12 protein-coding genes are annotated in these 12,611 nt (G+C 42.1%); 6 read left to right on the forward strand and 6 right to left on the reverse strand.

Annotated features, from left to right (window positions below; translation table 11 throughout):
- Window positions 1-117: 117 nt before the first annotated feature.
- The 3 genes from FTD44_RS01530 (at window position 118) to FTD44_RS01540 (ending at window position 2,827) form a co-directional block, all read left to right on the forward strand.
- Window positions 118-687 carry a helix-turn-helix domain-containing protein gene (locus FTD44_RS01530; RefSeq protein ID WP_129020996.1) on the forward strand — a complete coding sequence of 190 codons (570 nt, stop codon included), beginning with the start codon at window positions 118-120 and terminating at the stop codon, window positions 685-687.
- Between the two features lie 84 nt (window positions 688-771).
- On the forward strand, window positions 772-2,076 hold the full coding sequence (locus FTD44_RS01535; protein WP_222164850.1) for a DUF5690 family protein: 1,305 nt from the start codon (window positions 772-774) through the stop codon (window positions 2,074-2,076).
- A gap of 49 nt (window positions 2,077-2,125) precedes the next feature.
- Window positions 2,126-2,827, forward strand: coding sequence for an HAD hydrolase-like protein (locus FTD44_RS01540; RefSeq protein WP_222164851.1), 702 nt, complete (start codon window positions 2,126-2,128; stop codon window positions 2,825-2,827).
- A 70-nt stretch (window positions 2,828-2,897) separates the two neighbouring features.
- On the opposite strand, the gene FTD44_RS01545 is transcribed toward FTD44_RS01540, so the two are convergent.
- The 6 genes from FTD44_RS01545 to FTD44_RS01570 form a co-directional block, all read right to left on the reverse strand.
- Window positions 2,898-4,001: an MBL fold metallo-hydrolase gene (locus FTD44_RS01545; protein ID WP_246625307.1), complete on the reverse strand. Its 1,104-nt coding sequence runs from the start codon at window positions 3,999-4,001 to the stop codon at window positions 2,898-2,900.
- A gap of 58 nt (window positions 4,002-4,059) precedes the next feature.
- A complete protein-coding gene (locus tag FTD44_RS01550) occupies window positions 4,060-4,707 on the reverse strand; it encodes an NAD-dependent epimerase/dehydratase family protein (RefSeq protein WP_222164853.1) in 648 nt (215 codons plus the stop codon).
- A 51-nt stretch (window positions 4,708-4,758) separates the two neighbouring features.
- Complete coding sequence (locus FTD44_RS01555) at window positions 4,759-5,361, reverse strand: TetR/AcrR family transcriptional regulator (RefSeq protein ID WP_317196820.1); 603 nt, start codon at window positions 5,359-5,361, stop codon at window positions 4,759-4,761.
- 101 nt (window positions 5,362-5,462) lie between these two features.
- Window positions 5,463-6,098 carry a response regulator gene (locus tag FTD44_RS01560; RefSeq protein ID WP_222164855.1) on the reverse strand — a complete coding sequence of 212 codons (636 nt, stop codon included), beginning with the start codon at window positions 6,096-6,098 and terminating at the stop codon, window positions 5,463-5,465.
- 9 nt (window positions 6,099-6,107) lie between these two features.
- Window positions 6,108-8,009, reverse strand: coding sequence for a tetratricopeptide repeat-containing sensor histidine kinase (locus FTD44_RS01565; RefSeq protein ID WP_222164856.1), 1,902 nt, complete (start codon window positions 8,007-8,009; stop codon window positions 6,108-6,110).
- 183 nt (window positions 8,010-8,192) lie between these two features.
- Window positions 8,193-8,834: a response regulator transcription factor gene (locus FTD44_RS01570; RefSeq protein WP_222164857.1), complete on the reverse strand. Its 642-nt coding sequence runs from the start codon at window positions 8,832-8,834 to the stop codon at window positions 8,193-8,195.
- 1,301 nt (window positions 8,835-10,135) lie between these two features.
- Here FTD44_RS01570 and FTD44_RS01575 point away from each other — a divergent pair.
- From FTD44_RS01575 to FTD44_RS01585, 3 genes are all read left to right on the forward strand, one after another.
- Entirely contained in the window at window positions 10,136-10,717 is a 582-nt protein-coding gene (locus tag FTD44_RS01575; RefSeq protein ID WP_222164858.1) for a hypothetical protein, read from the forward strand.
- 380 nt (window positions 10,718-11,097) lie between these two features.
- A complete protein-coding gene (locus tag FTD44_RS01580) occupies window positions 11,098-11,439 on the forward strand; it encodes a hypothetical protein (RefSeq protein WP_222164859.1) in 342 nt (113 codons plus the stop codon).
- A gap of 146 nt (window positions 11,440-11,585) precedes the next feature.
- On the forward strand, window positions 11,586-12,542 hold the full coding sequence (locus FTD44_RS01585; protein WP_222164860.1) for an MbnP family protein: 957 nt from the start codon (window positions 11,586-11,588) through the stop codon (window positions 12,540-12,542).
- Window positions 12,543-12,611 lie beyond the last annotated feature (69 nt).

Here is a 12,611-nt window from a genome sequence, read left to right on the forward strand (position 1 = left end):
CATATGCTTAACTCTTGTTTACCAAATTGTTAATAAAAGAAGTAAACAAATATTTACACAATGGTATTATGCCAAGTAAAAAAGACATAATATCTTTGATGTTTACAGATACTATACATGGAAGGAGCATTTCTACTTGAAGTAAGCCGGAGGATTAAAGAATTCCGATACGAGAAACGATTAACGATACAGCAGCTGGCCGATCGTTCGGGTGTGAGCAAGGGCCTGATCTCCCAGATTGAGAACGGAAGAAGTATCCCCTCCCTGCCGGTACTGTTCAGCATTATACAATCACTGGAGATGGCGGTAAGCCATTTCTTCAGCGGCATAAACCTGCAGACGCCTAATGTAATCGTACAACGTAAAAAAGACTACGAATCCTTTACCAAAGAGGATGCCAAGGGATTTTTATACAAGCGCATATTCGTCAAAAGTCTTGCAGCTTCTACGGTAGACTTTGTGATCCTGGAGCTGAGTAAAAATGCAAAAAGAGAAGAAGTGACCACAGATGCCTTCGAATATAAATATATTATACAAGGCGAATGTGAGTATATGATCAATGGTGAAACGTATTCTTTATCGGAAGGAGACTCTTTATTTTTTGACGGACGACTGCCTCACTTACCTAAAAATACAGGTACAGATAAATGTATTATGCTCATTGTTTACTTCTTCACCCAAAAGTAAACAAATACTAAACATAAATTTAGCATTAAGATAACATAGGGATTTTACCTTCGCAGCGAGATACAAATACTAAACTTTAGTTTAATGAATATCAAGCGCAGACTGGAAGCAAACTCCCTATTTTTTATATGCTTTGCCACACTGGCCTCTTTCCTGACCTATACCGCCATGTACGCGGTACGTAAGGCTTTTGCAGCCGGTACTTACGACGGACAAGCTTTTCTCGGTGTTGATTATAAGATATGGCTGGTGAGTGCACAGACTATCGGTTATACCTTATCTAAATATTTCGGCATCAAAATCGTTGCGGAGAACACACCCAGGCAGCGTCCCCGATATATTGTAGGGCTAATCTTAACCTCAGTGCTCGCCCTGGCACTGTTTGCCCTCATTCCGGCACCATATAATATACTGGCCCTATTCCTGAATGGCCTGCCTATTGGTATGATCTTCGGTTTAATCTTCAATTACCTGGAAGGGCGCAGAAGTACAGAGATCCTGGTTGTCGGATTGACCATTACACAAATTGTCTCCTCCGGTTTTATTAAAAGTATCGGGCAATATTTCATCCATACATTAGGTGTATCCGATATCTGGATGCCTTTCCTGGTTGGGATCTGCTTCCTGCCGGTATTATTACTGGCCGTATGGATGCTGGAGCAGCTCCCACATCAGACTGCAGAAGATATTGCCTTGAAATCGGAACGGGTGCCGATGAGTAAAAAGGAACGCCAGGCTTTTTTCCGCTTCTTCTTTATGGGCCTGGCTATATTCATGGTAAGCTATATCCTCATGACCAGCTACCGCGACTTCAGGGACAATTTTGCGCCGGAGATATGGCGTGGACTTGGATTTGAAGGGAATGCTTCTATTTTCACGATCAGTGAGATTCCGGTTTCGGTCATCATACTCCTGCTCATGATTGTGATGCAGCGCATTCGTGAAAACCTGAAAGCATTTATGTTTATACATGCCATTAGCTTTATCGGTGCCATCATTATGCTGGCCGGAACCCTTGCCTATGGGGCACATATGATCAGCCCTCAGGTATGGATCTGTGCAACCGGTATCGGATTATATATAGCTTATGTACCTGCCAATACCATATTCTTTGAACGTATGCTAGCGGTATTCCGCTACCCGGGCAATGCGGGTTTCATTGGTGTAATGGCCGATTTCTTTGGCTATTGCGGCAGCATCGGTGTATTGTTTTACAAGAATTTCTATGACAGCAAAATGAGCTATGTCGATTTTTTCTACCATACCACCATTTTTATTGCCGTACTGCTCCTGATCAGCCAAACCGCTTCTGCATTGTATTTCCTGCGAAAAGCAAGAGCCGAACGCAAAGCCAATAGTTTACAATTACTAAATAAAAGTTTAGTATAAATAAATATTTGTTTTACCTTTGTATACCATATCAATTTAAAAATTTAATATGCACAACGAATCTATTAAGCTCGCCATTTTTGACATGGCCGGCACTACGGTCTATGATGATGATTTTGTAACCAAAGCCTTATGCAAAGCCCTGGAAACACATGAATATATTGTTCCGCTATCTGCTGCCAATGAAGTAATGGGCATCGCCAAACCAGTTGCCATCAAAATGTTGCTGGACCGCTTCTATCCCGACACGGATCATATCTCTATTGATACACTGCATGCTTCTTTCCTGCAGATCATGACAGACTTTTACCGCAATGCTCCGGATATTTGTGAGATTGAAGGTGCTACAGATACCTTTAGAACATTGCAGGCAAAAGGCATAAAGGTAGGACTGGATACGGGTTTCAGCAGAGACATTACCGATATTATCATCAACAGGCTGGGATGGGAAAGTATCCTGGATGTAAGTGTTGCCAGCGATGAGGTAACTCATGGTCGCCCCTACCCGGATATGATCCTGAAAGCTATGGAACTGACCGGCATACAGGAAGCGCAACAGGTGGCTAAGGTGGGCGATACGCCTGTAGACCTGGAAGAAGGTCACCGTGCCGGTTGTGCACTGGTGGTAGGCGTATTGAGCGGCGCCAATAATAAAGAGGTACTGGAGCAATACCCGCATACCCATATTATAGACTCTATTACTGACTTCACGGGCCTGATCAGCGAGTATGAGCTGGCTACTGTAAAATAATGTAAAGTACCCTTATAGTTTCATTAATCAAAACGGGCTGTGGTGTCTACCACAGCCCTGCTTTTATACTCTATTTTACGTCAAGTTCATTCCACCATTCGGTAAATACCTGTGCGGTATCTCCCAGGTGAACTGGCTCTCCTATACGGGGTGTAACCAATGGTATCTGTCCGGCATTGAGCCTGGAGATCTCCCGCAGGGGCTCGTTCCAGTCATGCAGGGCCAGGGAGAACTTACCGGAGTGTACCGGCATTATTCTTTTCGCATTCAATTCTTTCGCGGCTTTCAGTGTTTCTTCGGGCAGACAGTGTATGGCCTGCCAGGCCACATTATACTGGCCGTTTTCCAGTATCGCCAGGTCTATGGCACCAAATCGCTGGCCAATGGCCTTAAAGCGATCATCATATCCGCCATCACCACCCAGGAATATTTTTACCTTGGGTGTTTCCAGCAGGAAGGATAACCATAAGGTATTGTTGCGTTTGAAGGTGCGGCCGGAAAAGTGACGTGAGCTAAGGGTGTGCAGTTTCATGCCATGCTCCAGCGGTATGGTTTCCTCCCAATCTCTTTCTATGATCTTATCTGTGGCATAACCCCAATATTCGAAGTGGGCACCAACACCAAGACCGCATACAACTTTCTTAACCTTGCCCTTAAGTGCTTTGATGGTTTCATAATCGAGGTGATCGTAGTGATCGTGACTAATGAGTAAGTAATCGATCTCCGGCAGATCAGCTACGGTATAGGCATCTGAGCCTTTAAAGGCTTTTGTAGAGCCTGGTACCGGCGAGGCATTTCCACTGAACACCGGATCTACCAGGAATTTTACGCCATCCATTTGCAGGAAATAGGAAGAGTGTCCGAACCATACCACTATATTACTGTCTGCAGGCAGGTGCTTCAGATCGGTATGTACAGAAGGGATATCCTGGTGTGGTTTCTGATTTGGATTTTTAGAGAAAAGGAACTCCCACATTACCTTTGTCATAGAATAGCCTTCGGTAAGTGAAGGGGTATGGGTTTTGTTTTCAAAAACCCCGTTTTTAAAATTCGGGGACTGCTTCATTCGCTCCAGTCTTGCGCCAGATGGTGCTTTACCGAATTTTGGTTGTTGCATATATAATAATACAGTCAATACCAGCAACAGCAGTATTACTCCTATAATTGCGATCATACGTTTTACTATTTTAAAAAATCTCTTCATTACTATTTCAGGGCTTTGGCCGTTATACTTACCGGGCCAGTGTTTTAATGTCTTCTATTTCCAGTATCTGTTTGGTATAGCCTTTGGTTACCGCATGGATCATGGCCTGCCCTACCTGGTGCAGGCTCAGCGATTTTTTAGGCAGTAATAAAGGAAACAATGCTATTACGGGTTTAAAGAACCAGCGTACATTACGCTGTCCCTTTACGGGTTTCATAAATCCCGGACGGAAGTTGTATTGTCCTGCAAAACCCAGTTGCATCAGGGCCTCTTCGGTACGTCCCTTTACTTTCTGCCACATCTGTTTCCCATTACTATCGGTATGTGCACCGGTAATATAGTTGAAGACCATATGCGGAGCGACCTGCTGCAGCGCTGTAGCAAAACTTACCGTTGTATCATAGGTAATGCTGGTATAGTCTGCTTCATTCATACCTACAGAACTGATGCCGGCACAGAAGAAACAGGCATCATAACCTGCAAGGGCAGCGGCATGTTCTCCCAAATGTTTAAAGTCTTTTACCAGCAGTTCTTTCAGCTTAGGATGCTGCATATCATAATGTCTGCGATTGACCATAAGCACTTCCGATACGGCTTCGCTCTGCAGGCAATGCAACAGTACACCCTCTCCTACCATTCCGGTAGCACCTGTTATAATAACTTTTATCTTTTTCATATTGTCTGATTCAAATGGACTGAATATTCATTCCAAAAAATGATTAAATATTTATTCTTTAATGGCATCCCAAACCAGGCGTAATTGCTGCTCCAGGTGTTGTTTGTGCTTATCCTTGCCGGCGCTGATCATCCAGCGCACATAGGTAGTTACGGTACCTGCCAGGAAATACAGGATAGCTTCCATATCTATATTTTTGATAATACCTTCTTTCTGTCCCTGTTCTATCAAGGCAAAAACGGGTATAAACCCGGCCTTACCCTGCTCTTTGGTACTATCCAGTATCAAAGGAGAATGCTGGAATTGATCCATGAAAGCAAAGCCCTCCGGATGTTTCAGGTAGAAGTTGATAAATGCGGTATAGTAAAACAGGAAGCGGGTTTTTAAGGGTGTTGCTTCATCAATGCTTTTGGATACGAGGTTTATTTCAGAACCTTTAATGTACAGGTATATGGCATTGATCAGCTCTTCTTTGGTGGCGAAATAATTATAGATGGTACCCATACCGGTACCGGCTGCTTTTGCAATAGCTGACATGGGCGTAGCCTGTGCGCCATGCTCAGCCAGCAGTTTCATGGCTGCTATTATAATTTGCTCTTTCTTATCCACAGGGCAAAGGTATATAAATTGGAATGAATATTCCAATTTGTTCACAACATTTTAAGAATACTTCCCTTGAGCCAACAAAAAGAGCAGATCATGAGATCTGCTCTTTTATTATCAGTTGCCCTATCCGGTACCGGAATAAGTACGTTCTATTTAAAGTATTTATTAATTGCTTCGGTACGATTCTTGGCCTGTAACTTCTTGTATATATTATACACATGCCACTTGATTGTCGTTATCTTGATCGTCATTTCGGTAGAAATCTCTTTATAACTATGCCCTTTGGCGAGAAGCTCCAGCAATTCAGCTTCTTTCAAAGTAATAGAATAGGAAACCTCCTCCTCCGGCTTATCCTCTTCCTCTGTGGACTGAGGCATATAGTTCAGTATCTTGGTAGCGATACAGCTGCTTATAGGCATTTCTCCATCATAAACTTCCATGATGGCATCAATGATCTGGTAAGGTTTGCTCTTCTTGACTATATAGGAATTCGCACCGGCTTTCAGTGCTTCAAATATACTGTCGTCTTCTTCATTGATGGTGCATACCATAAATTTGGTATCCAGCCCCAAAGGCTTCAGCTGCCGGATGCATTCAATACCGGAAATATCAGGCAGGCCCAGGTCCATTATAACTACATCAGGTTGTTGCTCTTTGATTACCTTAACAGCTTCCTTTCCATTACGTATAATACCGAGATACTTAAATTTTTCATTGCTCAGCACAATGCTTTTAAAGTACTGCTGATGTTCTGGCTGATCCTCGACAATAAGAATTTTTATCATATGTGTAGTCTAAGTTAACATTTCTATACGGACCTCCACCCTGGTCCCAATCCCGTTTCCTCCATCGGTCCAGTTCACCGTACCAAAGAGGTTTGAAATATTCCGGTGAATATTGGTCATTCCGTATCCCTGACTGCTTTCAGGTGATTTCTTCTTCCTCTGTAATCCTATTCCATTATCACTAACAGCAAAATAATACATTTTATCGGCACAATTGATTTCCAGCGTAACTTTTGTAGCCATGGAATGCTTAACAATGTTATGGATGATCTCTTTAAAAGAAAGATATAATGCCCTGCGCTGAAATGACTGGATCTCGGTGTTTTCATCGCTCACCTGCTCTTCCCAGCTGAATTCAATACCAGCCTGCTCCAGAAAGTTCTTTGCAAACCGGATCATATAATGATTCAGGCTACGCAGGTTATCGTTCTGCACATTCAGGTTCCAGATAATTTCATTGATCTGCTGGTGCAGGCTCTGTGAGCGTTCTTTGACTATGTTTAAATGTTCTTTCTGTTCCGGAAACTGCTCTGCGATTTCTACAGCCATTAATGTTGAGGTCAGCGTAGAACCAAGATCATCATGCATCTCCCTGGATATACGGTTACGCTCTTCCCAAAGCCGGTTGCGGTATTCTGAATCGCGGCGCATCTGTAACTGCATCCAGTACTGTTGCTCGATCAGTCTTTTCTTTCTCTTATAGTAAAGAATAGAAATGGTAAAGCCAAACATGAGGATGGTGATAATGGTGGAAAAAATAACATAATTTTTCTGCCGCTTCATATCATATTCTTTCGATTTGATCTCCAGCTCGTTGGCCATGTATGTCATCTTCGCTTCATAATCAAGCAGCAGTTTATTATTCTCGGCCTGGTACATTTCATCTGTCAGCGCAGCATATCGCTCCTGATATACTACTGCATGCTCCAGTTGATGCTGTTTCCTGGCCAGTAAATAAGCGTATTTGTAATAGGTTCTCAGATCGCGCCTGAAATATTTGGCCGTATCTGTAGAGGTAAGTAACTGCTGCAGCAATACTGCAGCACTATCTGTCTGATCCTGTTTTATGTAGTGGTTAATCAGCATGAGGTAGGACAATTCCGGCTGATTATTTGGTGAAGGATGGTCCTCCATCTCTTTTATGGATAATTGTGCATACCACCGACCGCTATCGCTCTGTTGTTTATCGTAATAATAACTGGCCAGGTTGGTATACAGAATGGGCTTCAATCCATCCAGGTGCAGCGAATCCACTGCATGCTTTGCAGCAAACAGGTAGGTGGTCGCAATATTTTTAATGGAATCTGAGGCTTCTGCAAACCTGCAGTACCCATTCAGAAGAATAACAGCATCTCTCGCCGGATTTTTCAGTTGCAGTGCCTGCCGGATAAAATATTTATAGTATTCCGATGCTTTTTTCAGATTGCCCTGGTAGGCATACAGATCAGAGATGGTACCGTATATGTTGTATAACAGCGTAGAATCAGTTGTATGCTGCAATAGATCCAGCGCTGACAATGCATTATTAACGGCAGAATCGTACAGCTCGCTCCCCTGGAAATAAAGGGCTTTGGAGAAGGCGGTTTTTGCTTTAAGATTATCAGCATCCAGTTGCCCCTGTTTAAGCATCAGAAATTGGCTATCCAGGAACATTCTTGCCGAATCGGGATTTTTCTTAATATTCGAAAGCAGGAATACCTGAGAGCTATAGTAGTTCTGGTTTGCAATAGCAGGATCATACTTTTGCTCTATTCTGCGGACTTGCTGCAGGATGGACGGCACTTGATCAGGTTCATTATACCTGATCTCAAATATTTTACGGACCAAGGAATCCTTAACCAAGGAGTCATTATAAGAAAGATCAAGTACTCTTGTCTGTGGCGAACGGGAACGACAGCTCCCGAATACCATTGTTATACTTATCAATAAAAGTAAAAATCCGCTGCGCATATATCCCCTGAAGCATTATCGGTCAACCACAAAGATACAGCTGAAATGTCAGTGAACCTCCATACAACAAAGCCATTCCGGCATGAAAGCGCCCACACATGTCATCAGCTGCCGTACAACATGGACTGGCAGCCTGTTCAGGAATTATTTATTCCGCTTGAAATAAACATTGATCGCCTCTGTTCTGTTAGCAACATTTAGCTTCTGGTATATATTATGTATATGCCATTTGAGGGTATATACACTGATAAACAACTGTTTAGACATCTCGCGATAATTCAGCCCCTGATGCAACAATTCCATAATTTGCGCCTGCCGTTTAGAAAGCTGAAAATCAACAACTTCTACATTTTGATCTTCTGTTTGATCATGCAGATATTCCCATATATTTTTAACTATACTGCTGCTTATGGGTCTTTCTCCTGCGTACAGGTCCTTAATAGCATCAATAAATTGGTAAGCCTTACTATTTTCCAGTACGAAATAGGCATCCGCGCCGGCTTTTATGGCCTCCAGTGAATTTTCATTTGATTTATACCTGGAGCACACCATAAACTTAACCTCTTCAGATTGGACCTTTATCCGCTCAATACTTTCCAGTCCCACAGACTCGATTACATCAATGTCAATAAGCACAACGTTCACCTGTTGCAATCCGATCATCTCAATGGTCTCTTGTTCATTGCTGGTGCAACCGATGTAATTAAACTCCGGGTCACTTTGTGCAATGGTTTCCAAGAGCAGCCTATTCTCCTCATTGACAGCTACAATTGCTACATTTATCATACAGTCTTCATTACTGATTTTACATTATTACCGATCTGTCATACCTTACAGGAGCTCTACCCATAAGTGTACCATAACAATACAAGCACACAGAACACAACTGAAATTTATGCAATATAAACACAATTCAAACACTGTAGCTTAATGAACCATATGGAATATAAGAAAAAATATTCCCTACTGAGAGATAAATTAAAGTTCCCAAAAAACTACAAAAGCGATTCATCACTCTGAACCGCTTTATATCTGATATTAAAAATTGCTGTACATTAAAGAGCGTCCTTTGTGACATCAGAAGGCAGACAGGTCTGCAGATCCTTTGCTCAAAGCCAGGAAGCCATTTCAACAAAACAGCCGCCTGTATTCAAATTACACATCTCAATTGGATTATACAAACATACGGGTAAAGGCTATTTTTTAACTGATCATCCTGCAACTAACCTGCACATTATAAAGTATATAATTAGAAACGTGTTACACTATAATAATAGCGGCCGGAAGGCCGCTATCTTAACTGACTAATCCGGATTCATATCCCATTATGAACATCCGGCAACAAAAATAGAAGCATTATATAGTGTATGGATTAGGGCGACCCCTAACTTTTGTACTGTTTATTGTCCAAAAACCATACCCTACCCATACTTTTCTGCAAAAACAGAGAATACCCCATACTTTTGTACGGGTACCCCATACATGCAAGAAAGACATTACCCATAACAATCCGTGCAGAAATCACTTATACGCAGCACAGCGCTACACAAGCTTTTACACTGCAGCAAAAGGACATACCAGAGTACAGCACCCGCTGCAATACAAGCCAGCAATAGGTTTCATGTGCAGGCATAAAAAAAGCAGTTCTAAAAAGAACTGCTATCTCCTCTAAATTATACCCTTTAAGTCGGGTAACGAACTAACTATTACTGATATTACAAAGCTATTCAGCAGTCTGCATAAGTTTGCATGACGAGAACTAACTTTTGTACTGTTTTTTCCCATACCAATCTTCATTAGCTGAACGAAAAAGTAAGCACAACAGTGAATGTAAAATCCACGAAACATAGTCCCACACTGCATTACGCACGAATAAAGGGGAAATAAAGGGCTCAAACAGTCAATTCTGCAACTAACTTATGTACTGTTTTTGCCTATCCAATTAAGGATGTACACCTTATTGATATACTTTTGTTCAAATACGTCAGAAATCTATACTACGCTCAAACTAGAGACTTACCCATTACGATCTACACCGTGCATTTATTAAGTCAAACACATTGTTGATTTTTATAATTTTCATGAAAATGCTTACCATTAATTCAACAGAAAAGAAAGCTAAAGTCCTGGACGGGGCATTACTAAAATTGTATTATAAACTCGAAGAAGCGAGAATCAGTGAGAAGCTTACCGCATTTAACATCGTCAGATACCTTCCGCTCAAAAGTGGCTTCCAGGTAAAGATTGGCGGCCTATATGGCTTTATATCCATTGAGGATATGCCCTGGGAGTATGACAAGAGATCATTCTGGAAATCAGCAGCACCACACCTTACCCAGAAAAGATTCAGGGGAAAGATCGCCGAGTTATCATCTAAACCGCTGAGCATCCGCGTGTCTATTGACAAGGGCGAACCGACCAAACCCCGGCTGGCCAGAAAAATATCGTACAAAGGGGTCATACTGCATAAAACACCCCAATACCTGGTTATTGATCTTGGCATGTACACTGACTGGAAATCGGGATCTGTAATCGGTATTGCATACCGGCATTCATATGCCAATGAAAGGATGTTTGACCAGTTGAATATAGGTGATACCTGTATCTCCTCTTTCCATGGGCTTACAAAAAAAGAGACCCCCATTCTGGAAATCAGGCGGGCAGTATAATGCAGTACTTTTCCCATACTTTTTGAAGAAAATCTGTGTTTTTAGCAGATAAACCATACTTAAGATTGTGCCGACGATAACGTTAACTGTAATACATATTCTACTTTTGTATGGAGTTAACCATCGAAAAATTATTTCAAACTCGTTGAGTTCAACTCAATCTCTTCATTACAGCTCAAGAGGCGATCTTTTCTAAGATTGCCTTTATTTTTACCCTGAGGCCTTATGATAGCCGTACCCGTTTAGCAGATAGGCACATGCGGTTTACACCAAAATGAAATATGCGTATATTAAAATCTGTAATTTTTTACTTATTTTTGACAGAATAAGCAAAAACGGAACCATTGCCTGCAAGAAAACACATATTATATTTTCTGTTCATGATCATATTATCATGTGTCCCTTCTTTAATGCAGGCCTGTGGTAAGCACCAGGCAAAATCAGATCCGGCCAAAGCGCTATCTGCAACGCAAACGACAAAGAAAGAAAAATCATGCTGTAAAAAGGCTGCTCCTTACAAGCGTTGTCATCAGTGCTCCCGTTCCGGTTGCGGCAAGACCTGCCATTGTGCTCCTTATGCCCACCAGTTTATTGTACTCACCAATAGTGCTTTTAAAACCCATAGTTACAAGCCTGTTTATGTAAACAATTTCAATCTGTTTACCCACACATTCCTTTCTTCAGACTATTCTTTTATCTGGACACCGCCTAAAATAGGCTAAACAGTACTTGTACAGCCCATATTGCGTTCTGTACTCAATACGCATCAAACTACATGAAGTACAGCATACTTTGCTGCTGCTGTTATATGCTGCCTCAAGACAGGCAGATAATTGTACTATATTCACATAAAATATCACTTATTCAAATGAAAAATATACTGTTCATACTGGGCTTCCTGTGCACCGCACTGATTGGAAATGCTCAGAAAAATATCACCTTAAAGATCAATCACAAACTGGGCAGCAATAGTTTTGCGTTTAACCAGACGGCACAGAATGATCTTAATCAACAGTTCCAGATAACCCGTATTGATTATTATATTTCCAAAATCACCCTGATCCATGACGGGGGAATGACCACGGCCGTTCCAGATCGTTACATCCTGGCCAAAGGCAGTAATACGGTAAGCGAGTTGCTGGGCAATTTCAACATTACTAATATTGAGGGCATCCGCTTCTCTATAGGTGTGGATAGCCCCGCCAATAATGCCGATCCGTCTTTGCAACCTGCGTTGAGCCCTTTGTCCTTCCAGTCTCCTTCCATGCATTGGGGTTGGTCGGCCGGCTATCGTTTCGTAGCACTTGAAGGCAAAACCGGAACTGGCTTCAGTACTGTATTTGAGCTGCATGGCTTATGGAATGCCAATTATTTTGAGCAAACCGTTATGGTAGCTGGTGTAAACAGTGGTAATAATATCAACATTTACCTGGATGCAGATTATACACAGGCGCTGAAAGGTGTGAATGTAAGTACGGGACCATTAGAACATGGTCATAATGGTGCTGACCTGACTGTGCTTCAAAATTTCAGAGATCATGTATTTACAGCTGGCAGCCCTACTGCATTATATGATATGACGCTCGACAAAGGTGTTACCGTATACCCTAATCCGAGTAAAGGTCAGTTCCGCATCAACTATACCCAGGCCAATATTAAAGCCGGTAGCTACCAGTTAATGGACCTGAATGGCCGGGTGATCGAAAGCAATAAACTGTCCCACCAGGACCAGATTACACTTTCCGGAAAATACTCCGGCACTTATTTCCTGGTACTGTTCCAGGAGGCACAACCGGTATGGGGTAAAAAAGTAGTACTGGAATAGTTACATGTATACCCGGTCTGTTATATATACATTTTGCGCTGGCCTCTTGCTGACTGTTGTTGCAGTTAG

The sequence above is a fragment of the Edaphocola aurantiacus genome (assembly GCF_019797745.1).
Taxonomy (GTDB): domain Bacteria; phylum Bacteroidota; class Bacteroidia; order Chitinophagales; family Chitinophagaceae; genus Edaphocola; species Edaphocola aurantiacus.

Coding starts and splice junctions, on each gene's coding strand:
- FTD44_RS01530 (WP_129020996.1), top strand. CDS start 118: ATGGAAGGAGCATTTCTACTTGAAGTAAGCCGGAGGATTAAAGAATTC.
- FTD44_RS01535 (WP_222164850.1), top strand. CDS start 772: ATGAATATCAAGCGCAGACTGGAAGCAAACTCCCTATTTTTTATATGC.
- FTD44_RS01540 (WP_222164851.1), top strand. CDS start 2,126: ATGCACAACGAATCTATTAAGCTCGCCATTTTTGACATGGCCGGCACT.
- FTD44_RS01545 (WP_246625307.1), bottom strand. CDS start 4,001: ATGATCGCAATTATAGGAGTAATACTGCTGTTGCTGGTATTGACTGTA.
- FTD44_RS01550 (WP_222164853.1), bottom strand. CDS start 4,707: ATGAAAAAGATAAAAGTTATTATAACAGGTGCTACCGGAATGGTAGGA.
- FTD44_RS01560 (WP_222164855.1), bottom strand. CDS start 6,098: ATGATAAAAATTCTTATTGTCGAGGATCAGCCAGAACATCAGCAGTAC.
- FTD44_RS01565 (WP_222164856.1), bottom strand. CDS start 8,009: ATGGTATTCGGGAGCTGTCGTTCCCGTTCGCCACAGACAAGAGTACTT.
- FTD44_RS01570 (WP_222164857.1), bottom strand. CDS start 8,834: ATGATAAATGTAGCAATTGTAGCTGTCAATGAGGAGAATAGGCTGCTC.
- FTD44_RS01575 (WP_222164858.1), top strand. CDS start 10,136: ATGCTTACCATTAATTCAACAGAAAAGAAAGCTAAAGTCCTGGACGGG.
- FTD44_RS01580 (WP_222164859.1), top strand. CDS start 11,098: ATGATCATATTATCATGTGTCCCTTCTTTAATGCAGGCCTGTGGTAAG.
- FTD44_RS01585 (WP_222164860.1), top strand. CDS start 11,586: ATGAAAAATATACTGTTCATACTGGGCTTCCTGTGCACCGCACTGATT.